Origin of the sequence: Flavobacterium sp. FlaQc-57, from assembly GCF_044007395.1 — a bacterium.
Classification (GTDB): Bacteria; Bacteroidota; Bacteroidia; order Flavobacteriales; family Flavobacteriaceae; genus Flavobacterium.
This window is the reverse complement of the sequence record NZ_JBIPDA010000004.1, coordinates 243,509-262,713: the sequence shown is the minus strand read 5'-3', so window position 1 is coordinate 262,713 and position 19,205 is coordinate 243,509. Positions and strand designations below refer to the sequence as shown.

The following is a 19,205-nucleotide window of genomic DNA, read 5'->3' as shown; positions in this document are numbered from 1 at the left end:
TATTGCTAAAAGGATTATTTTCCAGCTTTAAATAAAAACTCTTTTTCTTCTTTTGTCAGACAATCATAACCTGATTGGCTAATTTTATCTAAAATTTCATCAATTTGCTGTTGCGTTTTGTCTTTTGTAACAATTCTTGATGTAACTTTTTCAGTAGGCTTTTTATAATTCTTATGAACTTTTGTGAAAGGGGTCGAAGGGGATTTTTTAAATAGATTCGTAAAGAAATCTAGTATTTTCGAAATTACAATACTCAAATCAGTACCGTTTTGAAGCGACTTCATATAAATAAATCCAAATAAAGCTCCAGCCAGATGCGAAATATGGCCTCCGGTATTATCTAAGCGAAGCTGCATTAAATCCAGAATCAAAATCACTGCAGTAACATGCCAAAGCTTAACATTTCCAACAAACATCAAGCGCACACCCATTAATGGCTGATAGGTAGTAACAGCCGCTAAAATTGCCATAATTGCTGCAGAAGCTCCTACAATAGGAGCCGAAATATTTAAAACATAATAACTCAAAGTAAATATAATTCCTGAAAAAATAGCCCCGAGAATATATACTCCTAAATATTGTTTTTGCGTAAAAAAGGTTAAAAATAATTGACTTGCAAAATTTAAAACGATCATATTAAAAAACAAATGCAAAAATGATCCGTGAAAAAAAGCATAAGTTAAAAGTGTCCAAGGTTTAAACATAAAAACCTGCGGATCTGATGACAATGCCAACCAGTTTGGAAAATTAAACTGACCAATTGAGAAATCGTAGAAAACTAGAGAAATCAAGAAACAAGCAATGTTCCAATAGATAACACGCATTGCAATGCCACCTAACTTATATTGTAGTTTTAAGTCGTCAAGAATATTCATAATAGCTCCTTTTGGTTTTATTTTATTTTTCGATATTAAAATTAAAAATTAATTCCAACGATTACTATTAAACTGATTTTTTTTCCAATACAACATCATCAAGTATCCTGTCAACGCTCCACCAATGTGGGCAAAGTGAGCAATTCCTGTACCTCCACTTCCAAACAGAGAACTTCCTTTGAAACCTAAAAATAAATCTACCGCAAGAATTCCCGGAACAAAATATTTAGCTTTAATTGGAACAGGAATAAACATTAATGCAAGTTCAGCATTTGGAAACATAAAAGCAAAAGCAGTAAGCAATCCATAGATTGCGCCTGAAGCCCCAACAACGGTTCCAAGATAAGCATCTGTAAAACCACTAAATTGCGAAACAGAAACTAAACTCTGCCATCTGGTATCAATTTTACCTTCTGCCAAAAGCTTCAAAATTTCCTGTTTTTGGAATCCATTTGCTGTCAAAGTACTAATGACATCCTGAAAAGAATAATAGTTTACTGCCGTATGAAGCAATGCAGAACCTAAACCACAAGATATATAAAAAAACAAAAATTTCTTTCCTCCCCAAAAATGTTCCAATGCAGATCCGAAAGATACCATTGCAAACATATTAAAAGCAATATGCATAAACCCACCATGCATAAACATATGTGTTATTGGCTGCCAAGGTTTAAAATTTGGATTTTCCGGAAAAAACATAGCCAAGTATTCGTAAGAAACCGGCACTAATTGTGAGCCCAGAAAAAATATAATATTGATTATCAATAATTGTTTTACTACGGGAGTCATATTCATCATAAGGCAAACTTTTTATCAATATCTTCCACACGCATTGTGATGAAAGTTGGTTTTTGAAAAGGTGAAATATTTGGATCTTTACAGGCAAACAAACCGTTTACCAAATTATCTTGTTCTTTCTCAGTTAAATAAGATCCGGTTTTAACCGCTAAACTTTTTGCCATCGATTTGGCAATTGTATCATTTTGACTGTAACTGCTTGCCGGAATTCCGTCTTGCAAATCACTCAACAATTGTTCAATTACAAGCGAAACTTCACTCTCGGTAATATTCACCGGAATTCCTGAAATTACGATATGATCTGTTTGTGCTTCTTCAAAAACAAAACCAGTTGTTTCTAATGAAGGTTTCAATTCTTCGATTAATTCCATTTCGCCAGACGAATAAAATAAATTCAGCGGAAACAATAATTGCTGACTTGAAGCCTGATTTACGGTCATATTCAGTAAAAATTGCTCATACAAAATACGCTGATGTGCACGTTGTTGATCCACAATTACCATTCCTGATTTTATTGGCGAAACAATATATTTTTTATGAATTTGATAAGTTCCCTGACTCGCTTGTTCAATTTCATTATCGTTGAACAATGACGATGTTACTTCTTCATTTTCAAAAGTAAAAGGTGAACTTTCAATACTTTCTGTATCTAAGCCAACATACAAACTTTCCCAACTTGTTGTTGGTTCTACTCTTTTATTGTAACTCGGATAAGAACTTGATCCCGAGCCCGAACTAAAACTTGAACTTGAACTTGATCCTGAACCAGATCCTGAACTCGTTTTAGCATAATGCTGATTTGTTTTATCATCTGTAAACGGATTAAAAGTTCCATCAACCTGAATCGTAGGCGTTTCAGCTTCTAAATCTTTATAATGATATGGTGTATCTAAATTGGCGTCACGATCAAAATCAAGAACAGGCGAAACATTAAACTGTCCTAAACTATGCTTAATCGAAGCTCTTAGAATAGCATATAAAGCTTGTTCATCATCAAACTTAATTTCTGTTTTTGTTGGATGAATATTGATATCGATTGTATTTGGCGGAACTGTTAAGTACAGAAAATAACTCGGCTGCGATCCATCTTTTAAAAGTCCGTCGTATGCCGCCATTACAGCATGATGCAAGTAACCGCTTTTAATGAAACGATCGTTTACAAAAAAGAACTGTTCTCCTCTATTTTTTTTAGCAAATTCTGGTTTACAAACAAATCCCTGAACATTTATAATCTCAGTATCTTCATTTACCGGAACCAATTTTTCATTGGTTTTACCAGACATTATTCCAACAATACGCTGACGATATCCAGCGGCAGGCAAATTATACATTTCGCTGCCATTATGGTAAAAAGTAAAATGAATATTTGGATGTGCCAATGCCACACGTTGAAACTCATCCATAACATGGCGAAATTCAACCGTATCTGATTTTAAAAAGTTTCGACGAGCCGGAATATTAAAAAACAAGTTTTTAACCGCAAATGAGGTTCCTTTTGGCAAAACAGCTACTTCCTGCGATACAAATTTACTTCCCTCGATAACAATATGCGTTCCAAGTTCATCCTGATCTTGTTTGGTTTTCATTTCCATATGCGCAATTGCGGCAATAGAAGCCAATGCCTCTCCACGAAAACCTTTTGTATGAAGCGAAAACAAATCTTCGGCCTGACGAATTTTTGATGTTGCATGACGTTCAAAACACAAACGTGCATCAGTCACACTCATTCCTTTTCCATTATCAATAACCTGAACTAATGATTTTCCAGCATCTTTTATTATCAATTTAATGTCCGTAGCACTTGCGTCAACGGCATTTTCCAACAGCTCTTTTACAACTGAAGCAGGTCTTTGAACCACCTCTCCAGCGGCAATTTGATTAGCAACATGATCAGGAAGTAATTGAATGATACTCGACATTAAGAAATTTGGGTTAAAGGTTGCCCTTCAATTCTATCAGACATGGCCTGTGAAAATTTGAGGGTAATATTATTAATTTATTTATGATTTTTTAAAACCAAGGCGTACAAATTTAATGAATTTCCGTTGGCTTTTTGAATAAGTGGTATCATAAAAAAAACAAAAAACCTATACTATTTATACACAGTATAGGTTTTAGTATCTTTAAAACAATTGTGTTTTATTCTTTTTCGATTGTTATTGGTGTTTCTTCGATTTGAATTGCACCAGAAGATAACAATGGTTGATTGAATGAGTGCGAAATTGAAGCTTGTTGACGAATGTATGCCATTTTGATTGCTGCAATTGCGGCCTCAGTTCCTTTGTTTCCGTGAACTCCACCACTTCTGTCAATTGACTGCTGCATGTTATTATCTGTTAAAACACAAAAGATAACCGGAATATCTGTTTGAACATTCAGATCTTTAATTCCTTGCGTAACACCTTCGCACACAAAATCAAAATGTTTTGTTTCGCCTTGAATAACACATCCGATAACAATAACTGCATCTACATTTTGTGTTTGCAGCATTTTTTTTGCACCGTAGATCAACTCAAAACTACCAGGAACATTCCATCGAATAATTTGTTGAGCAGGAACTTCACAATCTATTAAGGCGTCAAAAGCACCATTGTAAAGTCCTTCAGTTATAGTTTCATTCCACTCAGAAACAACAATCCCAAATCGAAAGTCTTTCGCATTTGGGATCGTGTTTTTATCGTATTCTGATAAGTTTTTATTTTCAGTAGCCATCTGTATATTTTAGATTTTAGATATTAGACTTTAGATTTCAGATTCTGAAATACAAATCTACAATCTTAAATTTAAAATTCAGGTTTTTTATTGTGCTAATCCAATCAATACATCAACAGAAGCTGCTTCTGGAGTTGCGTCGAAGTTTTCTTTAATATCTGTCAAGTATTTTAAAGCATCCTCTTTTTGACCTAAAGCTAAAGCAGTTTTACCAGCTTTTAATAAGAAACGAGGTGTTGTAAAATCATTTTTGTTAGATCCTGCAGCTTTTACATAATATTCTAAAGCTTCTTTTTGTTGGTTTTTTTGAGAATAAGCATCTCCAATTGCACCAATTGCCAAAGCTCCAACTATTGCATCTTTAGATTTAAAGTTTCCTAAATATTTAATTGCATCATCATATTTACCAATATTCAAAGAAGCAATACCAGCATAGTAGTTAGCTAAATTTCCAGCATCAGTTCCTGAATACTCGTCAGCAATTTTAATGAATCCAAATTTACCTTCAGAACCATTCAAAGCCAATTTATATAATGAATCACTTGCTACACCATTTGTCGCTTGCTCAAAATTTTGTTGAGCAACAAACATTTCACTTGCGGCTTCGTCTTGTTTAGGAGCTTCGATAAATTTTTGGTAAGCCAAATATCCAATAGTAGCAATTGCAATACCAGCAACTAGACCAATAATGATTTTTTGATTTTTAGCAACCCAATCCTCAGTTCTTGAAGCAGTTTCATCTAATTTAGAAAAAACACCAGCTGTTGTGCTGTCTTTTTCGTCAATGATTACCTGTGTTTCTTCATTTACTTCTTTAACTTCCTTCTCCTTTGGTGCTTTATATCCTCTTTTATTGTAAGTAGCCATTTAAAATTAATTTAGTGAACGGCAAAAATAAAATTTTTATTGAAACCGACGTAAAAAAAATCAATTTTATCACTATTTAAAAAAAAATAATTTACCAAACAGTGGTTTCTTTAACAATTACGGCAAAAGCACCCATTTAATATCGTGTTAAAAGTCTAATATTATGGATGTTTTTCAACATTTCACATCCTTAATTTTTCCTCTTGACTAGATTCTTAATCTATAAAAACTATTTTTAGCCACAGATTTCACAGATTCTCGCAGATTAAGCATTTATTGGATTAAATTTGCTAAACAAAAAACCTTTTTAATCCTTTGTCCCGATCGCTATTACGAATGGCAAAAAACTTATCAATAACAGAAATTTTTACTCTCTAAAACTTTAAATTTGCTCTTACCAGTCTCTAAAAAATGTATTTAAACAAAATTTCACTATTCAATTATAAAAATTTCTCCGAAGTCAGTTTTGATTTTGACCGCAAGATCAATTGTTTTGTCGGCAAAAACGGAATTGGAAAAACCAATGTATTAGACGCCATTTATCATTTGGCTTACGGAAAAAGTTACTTTAATCCGTTGGCGGTTCAAAATATCAAACACGGTGAAGAATTTTTTGTTATTGATGCCGAATTAGAAAAGAACAACAGAACTGAACAAATTGTTTGCAGTTTGAAAAAAGGGCAAAAGAAAATCTTAAAAAGAAACGGAAAAGCTTATGACAAATTCTCAGATCATATCGGGTTTATTCCACTTGTTATTATTTCGCCAGCCGACAGAGATTTAATTGTAGAAGGAAGTGAAACGCGTCGTAAATTTATGGATAGTGTCATTTCGCAATTAGATTCAACTTACTTACATCAGCTTATTCAGTATCAAAAAGTAATTGTCCAGCGAAATGCTTTACTAAAGTATTTTGCACTCAATCACACTTTCGACAACGACACCTTATCTATATATAATGAACAGCTGAATAATTTTGGGCAATCTATTTTTGAAAAACGAAAAGATTTCCTCGAAGAATTCATACCTATATTTAATACACATCATCAAACCATAACCGGATCAGAAGAAACGGTTCAGTTGGTTTACGAGAGTCATTTATACGAAAAAGACTTGTTGACACTTTTACAAGAAAACATAAATAAGGATCGCGCCTTACATTATACAAGCGTAGGAACTCACAAAGACGATTTATCTTTTGAAATTGATTCGCATCCAATAAAAAAATTCGGATCGCAGGGACAACAAAAATCCTTTTTAATCGCTTTGAAATTGGCTCAGTTTGAATTTCTAAAAAAACAAAGCGGTGTAAAACCTCTTTTATTATTTGATGACATTTTTGACAAATTAGACGAAAGTCGTGTTGCCAAAATTGTCGAAATGGTCAATAGCGAAACTTTCGGGCAATTATTTATTTCTGATACGCATGCTGAACGTACTGAAGCAATCGTAAAATCAACGCATCAGAGTTATAAGATTTTTAATTTAGGATAAAGTAATGGCAAGTATTGTCGTTACTCGGGATAACAAAATTACACATACTAAATAAAAACAGTAAGTCAATATTTAAAAATTAGACCAATTCGTAAAATTAGTGGTGAACCGATTTTTTTCACTTTCTATTAAGAATTCAAAAATGAAAAATTCATATTTTAGCAAATCTATTTTTAAAAATTCAATCTCATGAAATTCCCCAAAATTTTATTACTATTAGTTTCAATTGTACTCCTTTCCTGCAACGAAAAAAAGACTGCTTCTTTTGAAGAAATTACTCCAAAAGAGTTTGCGGAAAAAATTAAAACTGCCGAAAATCCACAAATTTTAGACGTTAGAACTCCCGAAGAATTCGAATCAGAACATATCGACAATGCCAAAAATGTAAACTGGAACAGTGACGATTTTGCAGCAAAAGCTGAATCTTACGACAAATCGAAACCTGTTTTTGTTTATTGTTTAAGCGGAGGAAGAAGCAAAAAAGCTGCCGCAAAACTAACAGAACTTGGTTTTACGAACGTTTACGAACTTGAAGGCGGTATCCTGAATTGGAATGAAGCCGGATTAGGAAAAGCTTCAACAGCTGAAACCGGAATGTCTTTGAATGATTTTAATGACTTATTAAATACTGATAAAAAAGTTTTAGTAGATTTTTACGCAGAATGGTGTGGCCCATGCAAACAAATGGAGCCGTACATTTTGAAAATGCAAAAAGAAATGGCCGATAAAGTAACTATTATCCGTATTGATGTTGATAAAAACAAAACACTGGCAAATGACTTAAAAATCAACAGCCTTCCAGCTTTATTTTTATACGAAAACAAAGCAGTAAAATGGAAAACAACAGGATTAATTAGTGAACAAGATTTGAAAAAACAACTTCAATAAAATAGTTATGCTAACGAAAGAATCATTGCAATTTTTAGACGATTTAAAAAAGAACAACAATAGAGATTGGTTTCAGGAAAACAAAAAACGATATGAGATTTTCAAAAAAGATTATCACCAATTGGTGAGTGATTTTCTTGATATCATGAAACCGCTTGATCCTTCGTTAGAATTATTGGAAGTTAAAAATTGTACGTTCAGAATTAATCGTGACATTCGATTTTCTAAAGACAAATCGCCTTACAAAGCTCATTTAGGCGTTTGGATGTCAGGCGGGACAAAAGGTTTGAACCGTGCCGGATATTATGTACATATCGAAAAAGGCGCAAGTTTTATCGCTGGCGGATTTTATTCTCCAGAATCGGATGATTTGAAAAAAGTACGTAAGGAAATTGCTTTTTTTCACGATGATTTAGAAGCAATTCTAGCTGACAAAAACTTCAAAAAAGAATTTGGAAGCTTAGATGTAAATGAAACCAATTCACTTAAAAATCCGCCGAGAGGTTATGAAAAAGATCATCCGGCAATTGATTTTTTAAAGCTAAAAAGTTTTACAGCAACTCAAAAATATGATATTTCTGAAGTGACTCAAAAAGATTTCGTTAGCAAAATGAGTCAGAAATTAATTGCTTTAAAACCATTAAACGAATTTATCAATCGCGCTTTGGACACGGATGAATTTTAAAAATATTTTTTTTGCCACAAATTTCACAGATTAACACAGATTAAAATTATCGAGGTTACAGAAAGAATAAATCCTTTAAAAATCTTTTAATCTGTGGCAAAACACAAATTACCGAATGAAAAAAAGAAAAGTACTTTTTCTAGGAGAATCCTATCGCGCCGACGCTATTACATGGATGAAAGGATTGAAAGAATTTGGTGATTTTGAAATTTGCACTTGGGAACTTCAAACTCCAATCACTTCAAAGCTTAATCGGTTCAAGCGAATTTTAGAATATGTGTTCTCTCCTATTTCTATTCGAAAAACAATAAAAAACGAAAAACCAGATATGATTATTGCAGAAAGAACAACCAGTTATGGTTTTCTGGCTGCAATTTCCGGCCTTCATCCAATTGCAATTGCGCAACAAGGCCGAACAGATTTATGGCCGGAAGGTTCAATTTTACTTCCTTTCAAAAAAATCATTCAAAAATACGCTTTTAAAAAAGCCGATTTAATACACGCTTGGGGTCCGGTTATGACAATTTCGATGAAAGCAATTGGAGTTGACATGAATAAAGTTCTTGTAATTCCGAAAGGGATTGATTTAAACCTTTTCTCTCCTTCAATAAATAATTCTACTAAAATAGAAGCTATTGTTACGCGTTCTTTACAACCTGAATATCGTCACGATTCTATTTTACTGGCATTTTCTATTTTGAACCAAAGAGGAATTGATTTTTCATTGACCATTGTCGGCGACGGAACTCGATTACATTATTTAAAAGATTTGGCAAAAAAACTACAAATCGAAAACAAAATAATTTTTACAGGAAGAATCCCTAATACAGAACTTCCTAAGTTATTACAACAATCGAATATTTATATTAGTATGCCAATTACCGAAGGTGTTTCGGCATCTTTATTTGAAGCCATGGCTTGCTGCTCTTATCCTATAGTTTCAGACATTCCGGGAAATCAAAGCTGGATCAAACATCGCGATAATGGACAATTGATTACAATTGACGATAATGAACAATTAGCAGATGAACTAATTTGGTCTTTTGAAAATACTGAATCTCGAAATCAAGCTATTTTTCAAAACAGAAAATTTGTAGAAGAAAATGTTAACTATGATATTAACATGAAGATAATTTCGGACAAATATCATGAGTTGCTAAAAGTTCGACAGACTTAAAGCTTATAAAAACAACCAAATTCTATAGTTAAAGAATGAAAGATTTTTCAGAAAAAATTAAATTTATCTATTTACCTTTTTTAGGAATTACAATTAGTTTTATTGTTGTTTACACTTTTTTACATTGGCTCCTATTTATCAAACTAGAATTATTTTCTATCAAGGAAATATTTTTAAAATTCTGGTTTCCTTTTGGGTTACCGTTTCTACTTGTCTATTTTTTGTTGCGTCCCAGATTAAAGCTTTTAAAATTTAAAAATGACAATAAATCTTTTTTGTTTCATTTCTTGGCTGCTCTAATAATTGCGTTTCCAACTATAATTGCACAAGAATATTTAGTTACAGCGACAGGAAAATTAACACCAATTAAAACCATTTCGGAACTTCAAAATCATGAAAAAACAAAATATTACACTATACAAAAATTCTATATTGACAAAAAGAATATTGGCGTTCTAAATACTAGTGAAATATCCGGAAAAAACAATGCGCATTTTAATATGCTAATTTATATCGCTATACCAATTTTAGAAAAAGCCACAGACACTTCTAAATATGAATGCAAATATTGGTTAGGAAAAAAATATTCATCACAAATAAGCAATCACCTTTCTAATACAGAAAAAAGTATCAGATTTAAAGAATTTGCCTCAACAATTGAACAAGAATTTAAACACACAAACTTTAATCAGTTTACTTATTTAGAAATTACCGGAAACACAGAGGATCATGATAATTTCAACGAAGCAATTGAAGAGAATACTCAATATGATTTTAATAAACCTATTTTATTAGAAGCGCACGAAAAACCTTTTAAAAATCGAAATGGTAAGAAACTGACTTGGTTTTTTGGTACTTTAGGAAGCGGACTTCTCGTTTGGTTAATCATTTTAGTATTTCTCAAGCTTCAGCCCAAAAAAAATAGAAAGTCTCAAATTGAAAAAACGTTTAAAATCTCAAGCCTAAAAGAAACCTTTGATTTTTTGATTCCAAGAGAAGGATTTTACATTACTCCTATTTTAATAAATTTAAATCTTATTATTTTTATCATCATGGTTTTTTCAGGTTTTGGATTTATTTCTTTTAAAGGAAAAGATTTACTAGAATTAGGCGCTAACTTTAGACCACTAGTTGCACAAGGACAATATTGGAGATTATTAACTTCTACATTTCTGCATGGTGGACTTATGCATGTATTGTCAAATATGGTTGGTCTTTATATTGTCGGTCTATTTCTGGAACCCATTCTGGGAAAAACAAAATATCTTTTAATATATGTATCTACAGGCATTTTCGGAAGTTTAAATAGTGTTTGGTGGCACGAAGCAACGGTAAGCATTGGAGCTTCTGGAGCTATTTTCGGACTCTATGGATTATTCATTGCATTATTACTTTTTAAAGTTTTCCCGCCACAACTTAGCAAAGCCTTTTTAACTTTTAGTTTAATATTTGTTGGTTACAATTTAGTAATGGGATTAATGGGCAACATCGACAATGCAGCACACATCGGAGGACTTGTAAGTGGTTTTATTATTGGATGTGCAATGTCATCGCGATTAAGAGAACAAGTTGAGCGTGATAATAACTAAAAACTAAAATGCGATAAATTATCACTTTCAAAAACAAGCGTAACTTTTCTTCCATCTTAACGACATACTGTTTCATTGCATGGTTTAATTTAATCTCAAACAAATATGAATAACAGAAGAAATTGGTTAAAACAAATTGGCTTGGCTACTGTAGGAATAGGATTTTCTTCATTTGAAACATTTGCAAATCCTCCTTTCGAAGATTATATTCTTCCAAATCCAGACAAATCTCCAATATTTTTAAGGTCAAACGAAAATCCTTATGGGCCTTCTCCATTAGCGCGCGCTGCTATGACAAAAAGCGTTAATAGCAGCAATCGATATGGTTGGGATCTTTCATCAGAATTAATCGCTCTTCTTGCCAAGAAGAATAATGTTGCAGACAATAATATTTTATTAGGCGCAGGCTCAACTGAGATTTTAGATTTAGTACTTCAATACACCGCTTTAGAAAAAGGCAATTTTATATTGGCAGAAACCACATACAACTATTGGACATTTCCTTCTGAAAAATTAGGTATAAAAAAAATAACGATTCCGTTAACGAAAGAGAAAAAACATGATTTAACAGCAATGTTGGCAGCAATCGATTCAAATACAAAAATGATTTACATTTGTAACCCCAACAACCCAACCGGAACAATATGCGAGCGAGAAAACCTTGTTTCTTTTATAAAAGAAGCTACTAAAAAAGCAATTGTTTTTGTTGATGAAGCTTATATCGATTTTACTAAAGAACAATCGCTAAGCAATTTTGTAATTGAAAATAAAAATTTAATTATAACCAAAACTTTTTCAAAAATGTACGGTTTAGCCGGTGCACGTATAGGTTATGCAATTGCAAATTCCTCAACAATTGAGCAACTTAGTATTTTAAAATCATCCCCAAATTTATCATTGACTAATGTATCAGCAGCCGCTGCGATAGCATCATTAAGCGACGAAAAATTCATTCAACAAGTATATGAAGCAAATGCAGCAGTCAAAAAATATACTATTGACCAACTTACTCAATTAAATTTAAACTGCATTCCGTCACATTCAAACTTTGTTTATTTTTCTCTCGATAATTACAAAAAAGATTTCTTTAAACAATTGGAAGACCATAATATAATGGGAACAAAAATTTATGAAGAAAACGGAAAATGGACCAGAATTACAATAGGCACAATGAAAGAAATGCAGCAATTTATTGAAGCAATAAAATAAAGCTTCACTAAAATACCTGCCTTTGGCCTTTCTAGTTTATTTTATAGAAAAACTACTCAAATAAATTATAATCGTTACTTTTGAGCTCAGAATTCTTCCGAAATTTCGGAACTCAAAAAAGCCTTTTATTTATGGAAATCCAATCCAATTTTTCTTTAAAAAACCACAATACTTTTGGTATCGAAGCCAAAGCAAAACAATTTGTTGCAGTTCATTCTGTTGATGAATTGAAAACCATTTTAGAAGAAAATAAAAACGAGAAAAAATTCATTCTTGGCGGAGGAAGCAATATGCTTTTAACTAAAGATATTGATGCTCTAGTAATTCATATTGATTTAAAAGGCAAAAAAATCATTAAAGAAGATGATAATTTTGTTTGGGTCGAAAGTCAGGCGGGCGAAACCTGGCACGATTTTGTTCTTTGGACAATCGACAACAATTTTGGAGGCTTAGAAAATATGTCGCTGATTCCGGGAAATGTTGGTACAACTCCAGTTCAGAATATTGGCGCTTACGGAACCGAAATTAAAGACACTTTTGTTTCGTGCGAAGCGATGAATATTGAAACTCAGGAAATGAAAACTTTCACAAATGCCGAATGTAATTTTGGTTACCGAGAAAGCATTTTCAAAAACGAAGCTAAAGATCAATATATTATTACATCTGTAATTTATAAATTGACAAAACGCAATCATAAAATCAACACTTCATACGGAGATATCACAGCTGAACTGACAAAAAATAATGTTATTACTCCAACTTTAAAAGATGTGAGTAATGCCGTTATCGCCATCAGACAAAGTAAATTACCTGATCCTAAAGAACTTGGAAACAGCGGAAGCTTTTTTAAAAATCCGATTTTATTAAAATCTGATTTCGAAAAAATCCACCAGAAGTTTCCTGAAATGAAATATTATGAAGTTTCTGAAACCGAGGTAAAAGTTCCGGCAGGTTGGTTAATTGAACAAGCAGGTTTTAAAGGAAAACGTTTTGGCGACGCTGGAGTTCACAAAAATCAAGCTTTGGTTTTAGTAAATTACGGAAACGCAACCGGACAGGAAATTCTAGCCGTTTCGAGAGATGTCCAAAAAACTGTTTTTGAGAAATTCGGAATTCATATTGAAGCAGAAGTTAATGTGATTTAAAACACAAATTTCGCGAATTAGCACGAATTCCCAATTATTGTGAGACTGAGCGAAGCCGAAGTCCATTAAAAGAACAAAAAACTTTGAACCTTTGCTTCTTTGTGTCTTTGAACCTAAAAACAAAAACATGTATACACCAGATTTATACAAAAACGAAGATCCGGAATCAATCAGAACTTTTTTGAAAGAAAATAGTTTTGGAATTCTAATCAATCAAACTCACGGAAAATTATGTGCTACACATATTCCAATTGAGCTTGAAGTAAATGCTGACGGAAAAGAAATGCTGCAAGGACACCTTTCGAAACTGAATCCGCAAGCAGAAGGTTTTACCGAAAACGATCAGGTTTTAGCCGTATTTACAGGTCCGCATAGTTATGTTTCATCTTCATGGTACGATCACGAAAATGTTCCAACCTGGAATTACATAGCTGTACATGTTTATGGACGCATAAAAATTGTTGACGAAGCAACTTCAATTGAGCAGCTTAAAAAATTGGTCGATAAATACGAAGCGAATTCTGAGAATCCGGTTCGAGTAGAAAATTTATCAACTAAAACAATGCGCGAAGCCAGAGGAATTTTTGGTTTTGAAATTGAAATTGATGAGATTCAGGCGACCAAAAAACTATCTCAAAACAGGGACGATCACAATTATAAAAACATAATATCGGAATTAGAAAAAACCGAAAACCCTCAGGCTATTGCTATTGCAAAAGAAATGTCGAAATGCCGAAAGTAAATCGGTTTTAACCATTGAAAACTGAGAATTCATAAGTACATTTGCACGCGCAAGATTCAGAAATTAAAAGACATTAAAATCAGATGCTTATAACTTTATTTTACTTCTTTATTGCTATTGTTGTTATTCAAATTTTCTACTACTTAGGTGTTTTTGGAAAGTTTGCATTTGGTAAACCACAAAATATTACGCCAAAAAGAATTCCGGTTTCGGTAATTGTTTGTGCTAAAAATGAGGAAGAAAATGTAAAAAAATACATTCCGTTATTGGCAGAGCAAAATTACCCTGATTTTGAAATTGTTTTAATTGACGACGCTTCAAGCGACGAAACCCTAGAAGTTTTTGAGCAATTTGAAAAAGAATATGACAATATTCGTTTAGTAAAAGTTAAAAACAATGAGGCTTTTTGGGGAAATAAAAAATACGCTTTGACTTTAGGTATTAAAGCTTCAAAAAAAGACTATTTACTTTTTACAGATGCAGATTGTTATCCTACTTCAAAAGAATGGATTACAGCAATGACTTCTCAATTTACCATGAATAAAACTATCGTTTTAGGATATGGCGGTTACGAAAAAACAGAGCGTTCATTGTTAAATAAAATTATTCGTTTTGAAACTGTTTTAACTGCAGTACAATATTTTTCGTGGGCAAAACTAGGATTTCCATACATGGGAGTTGGTAGAAACTTAGCGTATAAAAAAGAAGAATTTTTTAATGTAAATGGTTTTATTGAACACATACAAGTTCGTTCTGGCGACGATGATTTGTTTATTAACCAAGCTGCAAATAAAAATAATACAACCATTTCATACACACCTGAAAGTTTCACATATTCAAAACCAAAAGAAACTTACAAAGAGTGGTTTACACAAAAAAGAAGACACATTTCGACTGCACAATACTATAAATCTTTTGACAAAATGCAGCTGGGCTTATTTTTTATCTCACAATTATTTTTCTTTTTGTTAGTTATTATATTATTAGCGTTCCAATTTCAGTGGATTGCTGTATTGGCTATTTTAGCAACACGTTATACAGTAGCCTGGACAGTAATTGGATTTTCGGCAGGGAAATTAAAAGAAAATGATCTTAAAGTTTGGTTTCCTGTTGTAGAAATCGTGCTTATATTCACGCAAATTAATATCTTTATAACTAATATCTTTTCAAAACCTGTATATTGGAAATAAATTCTAAAATAGAAAAAGCTAAAAAAGGTGATCAAATTGCGTTTACTTTTTTATTAGATTATTTTTGGAATGAAGTTTATGCTTTTATGCTAAAGCGTACTGAAAACGAAACTATTGCCGAAGATATTACCATTGAAACCTTCTCAAAGGCTTTTGACAAGATTGCTACTTACAATTCAGAATTTCAATTCAATACCTGGTTAATTGCTATTGCAAAAAACGTTTATATTGATTTGTTACGTAAAAAGAAAACTAATCTTTTTATAGAAATTACAGATGCCGAAGACCAACAGGCATATAATATAGCAGACCCTACTCCGTCTGCTGAAGATGCATTAATTAAAGAGCAAAATCTCTCCAGATTGCTACTTTGCATCAAAGAATTGAAACCCCATTATCAAGAAGTTATTCAGCTGCGTTATTTTCAAGAGATGACCTATCAGGAAATTGCACTCAAGATTGATGAACCTCTAAGCAATGTAAAAGTAAAATTGCTTCGTGCTAAAAAATTATTAGCAGAAATCATCGAACGTAATAGATAATTTATTATCTTTAAGAAAAGAATAACATATCCATGTATTTATTCTTAAAAAAATAAATTATTCACATACTAAAATAGCAATTTCTACGTTGTTAGCTAAAACCAAAACCCTATCGCTTATGATTTAATGTTACTTAACCTTAAAATCCATAAATCATGTCTAAATCAAGCATCTACGAAACCAAGTGGACCGATCTCGTTTTCGAAAACAAAAACAAAGAGTACGGTGCGTACCAATTACGCCAGGAGAATTCAAAAACTACAATTACAGCGCTGTTTATGGCACTGCTATTATTTGCAGGTTTAGGAAGTGTGTCGATGTTGATTAGTAAAATTAAAAGCAATACTATCGTAGAATCACCAACTATTCCAGAAATTCCACCAACTAAGGTAACAAAATTTGACGCTCCAATTCCTGTTGAACCGGAAGCTCCAAAACCAATTGCGCCTCCGCAGCAAAGTGCACCGGCAACTGAAGCAGTTCAATTGAATAATCCGGTTGTAGTTCAAACTAGTCAGGCTACACCAGATGTTATTGCTCCAAACACGCAAAATACAGCTTCTACAGACAATACATCTACAGGAACCGGATCTGTTGTAAACGCATTGCCATCTGGTGGTGGTGGAGATTCTGTTGCACCATCAACAGGAGCAACTAATGATCCTGTAAACCCTGCTATATTAGATAAACTTCCGGAATTTCCAGGCGGAATTAATAAGTTTTATACTTATGTTGGCAATAACTTTCACAGACCTGAATTAGATTCTGAAAGAACATTAAAAGTGTATGTTTCGTTTGTAATCGAAAAAGATGGTACGATGACTGATATCATGGTAAAAAATGATCCGGGATACGGAATGGGAAAAGAAGCTATTAGAGTTTTAAAATCTTTAAAAACAAAATGGAACCCAGGAATATTAGAAGGAAAACCTGTAAGAACAGCATACAAACTTCCAATTACAATTAAAACAGAATTAGAATAATACTATTTATAATATCAAAAAAGCAGAACTTAGGTTCTGCTTTTTTTTGCTTTAATTTCTGATCAAAACTTTAAAAACATTACTTTTAAGTTTATTTCAATCTAAAAATTTAAATGCCATTTACTTTTTCACATCCTGCAATAATTTTACCGTTAAGATATCTACCCAAAAATTGGTTTTCTTTTACTGGTCTTGTAATTGGCAGTTTAACTCCCGATTTTGAATATTTCATCCGAATGAAAGTTCAGAGCAATTATAGTCACACGATACTTGGAATATTCTGGTTTGATTTACCTCTGGCAATCTTACTTACTTTTCTTTTTCATAACTTAGTTCGAGACAGTTTATTTTCTAATTTACCAAAAAGCTTTCAATCCAGAACTTTGATTTTTACTGAATTAGATTGGAATCTTTATTTCAAGAAGAATTGGATTGTGGTATTAATTTCAATATTAATTGGAATAGCTTCGCATCTTTTTTGGGATGGCTTTACACATAATCATGGTTATTTTGTCAACCAATTTTCTGAACTCAAAAATGTCTTACTTCTTTTTGGGAATGAAGTTCCGATTTGGAAAATAACTCAACATATGAGCACTTTAATTGGAGGAGTTTTTATTGTTCTTTCCTATTTAAAACTTCCAACAAAACCCATTATCAAATCTTCAATTTCTAAAAAGTATTGGATCACAATATTTGTTCTTACCGCTTTTATTTTATTTATAAGGTTTTCAATTTCATTTAATGCAAAAGCTTTTGGAAACATAATCGTTTCTATGATTGCTGCTTTTTTAGTTTCATTAATTCTAAGTCCTTTAATAATTAAATCTAAGGTCATTTCAAAAATGTAACAAAATCAATTACTTTTACATCTCCTTAAAAGGAAAATCAAATCTATTAAAATTAAAAACTAAAAAATGGGAATATTTTCAGCTATTCTTGGCAATGCTGGTTCTGTAAGCCAGGAAGATTTACTTAAAAAATACGGACAACTTTTGACCGATAATGAAGAAATTGAAATGGGTTTTAAATTAATCCGTGACACTTTCATCTTTACGAACAAACGATTGATTCTGGTTGATGTACAAGGTATAACAGGAAGCAAAACTGAATATAAATCTATTGCTTACAAAAGCATCACTCGTTTTAGCGTTGAAACTGCAGGAACTTTTGATCTCGATGCCGAATTAAAAATCTGGGTTGCAAGCGAAGTAAATCCAAGTATTGTAAAGCAATTTACGAAATCTGTGAATGTCTATGATGTGCAAAAAGTATTGGCATTTCACGTTTTAGGTTAAATCTCAAAATAAAAACCCGATAAATTTCTGAGAAACTTATCGGGTTTTATTTTATGCTAGAAATTATTATTTCTTTTTTGTTGTAGCTTTCTTTGTAGTCGTCGCTTTTTTAGCCGGAGCCGGAGCTGTATTTACAATTTTTTGTTGCACATAAGGTTTATACAAACCATCTTTCTCTGCTCTTTTCTTAGCATCTTCGGCTCTTTGTTTTGAGTCTGGGTGTGAACTCATCATTTGATCAATGACTGAAGACTGAGCTCCTTCGCTCATTTTAGCCAAAATTCTAAATGCAGATTCTTCAGCATTTACATTGTAACCATTTTTTTTCAGGAAGTTATAAGAAAACAAATCTGCTTCTGCTTCTTGTTTACGGCTAAATTTACTATCAATAATAGCACTTCCTATTTTTCCTAATTGACTATCAGTAACACTTGCAATAGTTGCAGATTGTGATGCCGCCGCATCCATTAATGCTTCTTTTTTATACGCCGCCTTAATTGCATCTCTTGAATCATTATTGGCAACGTGACCAATTTCATGACCAATTACAGCAAGTAATTCATTATCATCCATGATATCCATTAAACCGGTATACACACGAACACTTCCGTCTGCAGTAGCAAAAGCATTCACCTCTTTTAATTTATAAACTTTATAATTCAAAGTATATCCATCACCAGCAGTATATTTTCCAAATACTCTGTTTAATCTTAAAGTGTAAGGATCTGTTGCGGTTGCAACTTCATGTTCAGCATCCATTTTATCAACTGCGGCTTTAGATAATGCTGCTGCATCTGCATTACTAAAGGTGAAACCACTAACTCCTTTTTGAACAGCTCCCAAAGCTTTTTCACCAAAATTGATTTGCGCATTCATTCTAGTAAAACCAAAAGTGGCAAACAAAACTCCCAATACAATAAATTTCTTTTTCATGTTTTATATTATTACAATTTAACAACAAATGTACTACGATTTTATTTTTTTTCTACTTTGATACATGAGTTTTTTTGT

19 protein-coding genes are annotated in these 19,205 nt (G+C 32.4%); 13 read left to right on the top strand and 6 right to left on the bottom strand.

The genetic code is table 11. From position 1 onward, the window contains the following. Positions 1-14: 14 nt before the first annotated feature. The 5 genes from ACHRVZ_RS14610 to ACHRVZ_RS14590 all read right to left on the bottom strand — a co-directional run bounded on the left by ACHRVZ_RS14610 (position 15) and on the right by ACHRVZ_RS14590 (position 5,252). Positions 15-875 carry a rhomboid family intramembrane serine protease gene (locus tag ACHRVZ_RS14610; protein WP_395423341.1) on the bottom strand — a complete coding sequence of 287 codons (861 nt, stop codon included), beginning with the start codon at positions 873-875 and terminating at the stop codon, positions 15-17. Positions 876-923: 48 nt separating this feature from the next. Next, positions 924-1,673, bottom strand: coding sequence for a rhomboid family intramembrane serine protease (locus ACHRVZ_RS14605; RefSeq protein WP_395423338.1), 750 nt, complete (start codon positions 1,671-1,673; stop codon positions 924-926). Next, positions 1,670-3,592 carry a DNA mismatch repair endonuclease MutL gene (mutL, locus tag ACHRVZ_RS14600; protein ID WP_395423336.1) on the bottom strand — a complete coding sequence of 641 codons (1,923 nt, stop codon included), beginning with the start codon at positions 3,590-3,592 and terminating at the stop codon, positions 1,670-1,672. Before mutL ends, ACHRVZ_RS14605 begins: the two co-directional genes overlap by 4 nt. Positions 3,593-3,812: 220 nt before the next feature. Then, positions 3,813-4,385, bottom strand: a complete 573-nt coding sequence (ribH, locus tag ACHRVZ_RS14595) for a 6,7-dimethyl-8-ribityllumazine synthase (protein WP_041519873.1) — start codon at positions 4,383-4,385, stop codon at positions 3,813-3,815. Positions 4,386-4,472: 87 nt separating this feature from the next. Beyond that, positions 4,473-5,252: a tol-pal system YbgF family protein gene (locus tag ACHRVZ_RS14590; protein ID WP_395423334.1), complete on the bottom strand. Its 780-nt coding sequence runs from the start codon at positions 5,250-5,252 to the stop codon at positions 4,473-4,475. A 411-nt stretch (positions 5,253-5,663) separates the two neighbouring features. On the opposite strand from ACHRVZ_RS14590, the gene recF reads away from it, so the two are divergent. The 13 genes from recF to ACHRVZ_RS14525 all read left to right on the top strand — a co-directional run bounded on the left by recF (position 5,664) and on the right by ACHRVZ_RS14525 (position 18,194). Beyond that, complete coding sequence (gene recF / locus ACHRVZ_RS14585; protein WP_395423332.1) at positions 5,664-6,746, top strand: DNA replication/repair protein RecF; 1,083 nt, start codon at positions 5,664-5,666, stop codon at positions 6,744-6,746. A gap of 189 nt (positions 6,747-6,935) precedes the next feature. Continuing rightward, entirely contained in the window at positions 6,936-7,634 is a 699-nt protein-coding gene (locus ACHRVZ_RS14580) for a thioredoxin domain-containing protein (RefSeq protein ID WP_395423331.1), read from the top strand. A 7-nt stretch (positions 7,635-7,641) separates the two neighbouring features. Continuing rightward, on the top strand, positions 7,642-8,319 hold the full coding sequence (locus tag ACHRVZ_RS14575) for a DUF2461 domain-containing protein (RefSeq protein ID WP_395423329.1): 678 nt from the start codon (positions 7,642-7,644) through the stop codon (positions 8,317-8,319). A 115-nt stretch (positions 8,320-8,434) separates the two neighbouring features. Continuing rightward, positions 8,435-9,496 (top strand): glycosyltransferase, encoded by a 1,062-nt coding sequence (locus ACHRVZ_RS14570; RefSeq protein ID WP_395423327.1) that lies wholly within the window; start codon positions 8,435-8,437, stop codon positions 9,494-9,496. Between the two features lie 287 nt (positions 9,497-9,783). Next, positions 9,784-11,085: a rhomboid family intramembrane serine protease gene (locus ACHRVZ_RS14565; protein ID WP_395423326.1), complete on the top strand. Its 1,302-nt coding sequence runs from the start codon at positions 9,784-9,786 to the stop codon at positions 11,083-11,085. A gap of 105 nt (positions 11,086-11,190) precedes the next feature. Beyond that, a complete protein-coding gene (gene hisC / locus ACHRVZ_RS14560) occupies positions 11,191-12,294 on the top strand; it encodes a histidinol-phosphate transaminase (RefSeq protein WP_395423325.1) in 1,104 nt (367 codons plus the stop codon). A 131-nt stretch (positions 12,295-12,425) separates the two neighbouring features. Further along, positions 12,426-13,439, top strand: coding sequence for a UDP-N-acetylmuramate dehydrogenase (gene murB, locus ACHRVZ_RS14555; protein WP_395423324.1), 1,014 nt, complete (start codon positions 12,426-12,428; stop codon positions 13,437-13,439). Between the two features lie 127 nt (positions 13,440-13,566). Further along, positions 13,567-14,181 carry an FMN-binding negative transcriptional regulator gene (locus ACHRVZ_RS14550; RefSeq protein WP_395423322.1) on the top strand — a complete coding sequence of 205 codons (615 nt, stop codon included), beginning with the start codon at positions 13,567-13,569 and terminating at the stop codon, positions 14,179-14,181. An 83-nt stretch (positions 14,182-14,264) separates the two neighbouring features. Next, positions 14,265-15,371: a glycosyltransferase gene (locus ACHRVZ_RS14545; RefSeq protein ID WP_395423320.1), complete on the top strand. Its 1,107-nt coding sequence runs from the start codon at positions 14,265-14,267 to the stop codon at positions 15,369-15,371. After that, positions 15,362-15,913, top strand: coding sequence for an RNA polymerase sigma factor (locus ACHRVZ_RS14540; protein WP_395423319.1), 552 nt, complete (start codon positions 15,362-15,364; stop codon positions 15,911-15,913). The genes ACHRVZ_RS14545 and ACHRVZ_RS14540 overlap by 10 nt, the downstream gene beginning before the upstream one ends. Before the next feature lie 155 nt (positions 15,914-16,068). Then, complete coding sequence (locus ACHRVZ_RS14535) at positions 16,069-16,896, top strand: energy transducer TonB (protein WP_395423318.1); 828 nt, start codon at positions 16,069-16,071, stop codon at positions 16,894-16,896. Positions 16,897-17,009: 113 nt separating this feature from the next. Continuing rightward, entirely contained in the window at positions 17,010-17,747 is a 738-nt protein-coding gene (locus ACHRVZ_RS14530; protein WP_395423317.1) for a DUF4184 family protein, read from the top strand. Positions 17,748-17,813: 66 nt separating this feature from the next. Further along, positions 17,814-18,194 (top strand): PH domain-containing protein, encoded by a 381-nt coding sequence (locus tag ACHRVZ_RS14525; RefSeq protein WP_395423315.1) that lies wholly within the window; start codon positions 17,814-17,816, stop codon positions 18,192-18,194. Between the two features lie 66 nt (positions 18,195-18,260). Here the strand turns inward: ACHRVZ_RS14525 and ACHRVZ_RS14520 are convergent, their stop codons facing one another. Continuing rightward, positions 18,261-19,127, bottom strand: coding sequence for a M48 family metalloprotease (locus tag ACHRVZ_RS14520; RefSeq protein WP_395423314.1), 867 nt, complete (start codon positions 19,125-19,127; stop codon positions 18,261-18,263). Positions 19,128-19,205 lie beyond the last annotated feature (78 nt).

Bases quoted from the DNA above. Each gene is read 5' to 3' on its own strand.
- ACHRVZ_RS14545 (WP_395423320.1), top strand. From the start codon at position 14,265: ATGCTTATAACTTTATTTTACTTCTTTATTGCTATTGTTGTTATTCAA.
- recF (WP_395423332.1), top strand. From the start codon at position 5,664: ATGTATTTAAACAAAATTTCACTATTCAATTATAAAAATTTCTCCGAA.
- ACHRVZ_RS14520 (WP_395423314.1), bottom strand. From the start codon at position 19,127: ATGAAAAAGAAATTTATTGTATTGGGAGTTTTGTTTGCCACTTTTGGT.
- ACHRVZ_RS14550 (WP_395423322.1), top strand. From the start codon at position 13,567: ATGTATACACCAGATTTATACAAAAACGAAGATCCGGAATCAATCAGA.
- ribH (WP_041519873.1), bottom strand. From the start codon at position 4,385: ATGGCTACTGAAAATAAAAACTTATCAGAATACGATAAAAACACGATC.
- hisC (WP_395423325.1), top strand. From the start codon at position 11,191: ATGAATAACAGAAGAAATTGGTTAAAACAAATTGGCTTGGCTACTGTA.
- ACHRVZ_RS14535 (WP_395423318.1), top strand. From the start codon at position 16,069: ATGTCTAAATCAAGCATCTACGAAACCAAGTGGACCGATCTCGTTTTC.
- ACHRVZ_RS14525 (WP_395423315.1), top strand. From the start codon at position 17,814: ATGGGAATATTTTCAGCTATTCTTGGCAATGCTGGTTCTGTAAGCCAG.
- ACHRVZ_RS14530 (WP_395423317.1), top strand. From the start codon at position 17,010: ATGCCATTTACTTTTTCACATCCTGCAATAATTTTACCGTTAAGATAT.
- ACHRVZ_RS14590 (WP_395423334.1), bottom strand. From the start codon at position 5,252: ATGGCTACTTACAATAAAAGAGGATATAAAGCACCAAAGGAGAAGGAA.
- mutL (WP_395423336.1), bottom strand. From the start codon at position 3,592: ATGTCGAGTATCATTCAATTACTTCCTGATCATGTTGCTAATCAAATT.
- murB (WP_395423324.1), top strand. From the start codon at position 12,426: ATGGAAATCCAATCCAATTTTTCTTTAAAAAACCACAATACTTTTGGT.
- ACHRVZ_RS14605 (WP_395423338.1), bottom strand. From the start codon at position 1,673: ATGATGAATATGACTCCCGTAGTAAAACAATTATTGATAATCAATATT.
- ACHRVZ_RS14575 (WP_395423329.1), top strand. From the start codon at position 7,642: ATGCTAACGAAAGAATCATTGCAATTTTTAGACGATTTAAAAAAGAAC.
- ACHRVZ_RS14580 (WP_395423331.1), top strand. From the start codon at position 6,936: ATGAAATTCCCCAAAATTTTATTACTATTAGTTTCAATTGTACTCCTT.
- ACHRVZ_RS14570 (WP_395423327.1), top strand. From the start codon at position 8,435: ATGAAAAAAAGAAAAGTACTTTTTCTAGGAGAATCCTATCGCGCCGAC.
- ACHRVZ_RS14610 (WP_395423341.1), bottom strand. From the start codon at position 875: ATGAATATTCTTGACGACTTAAAACTACAATATAAGTTAGGTGGCATT.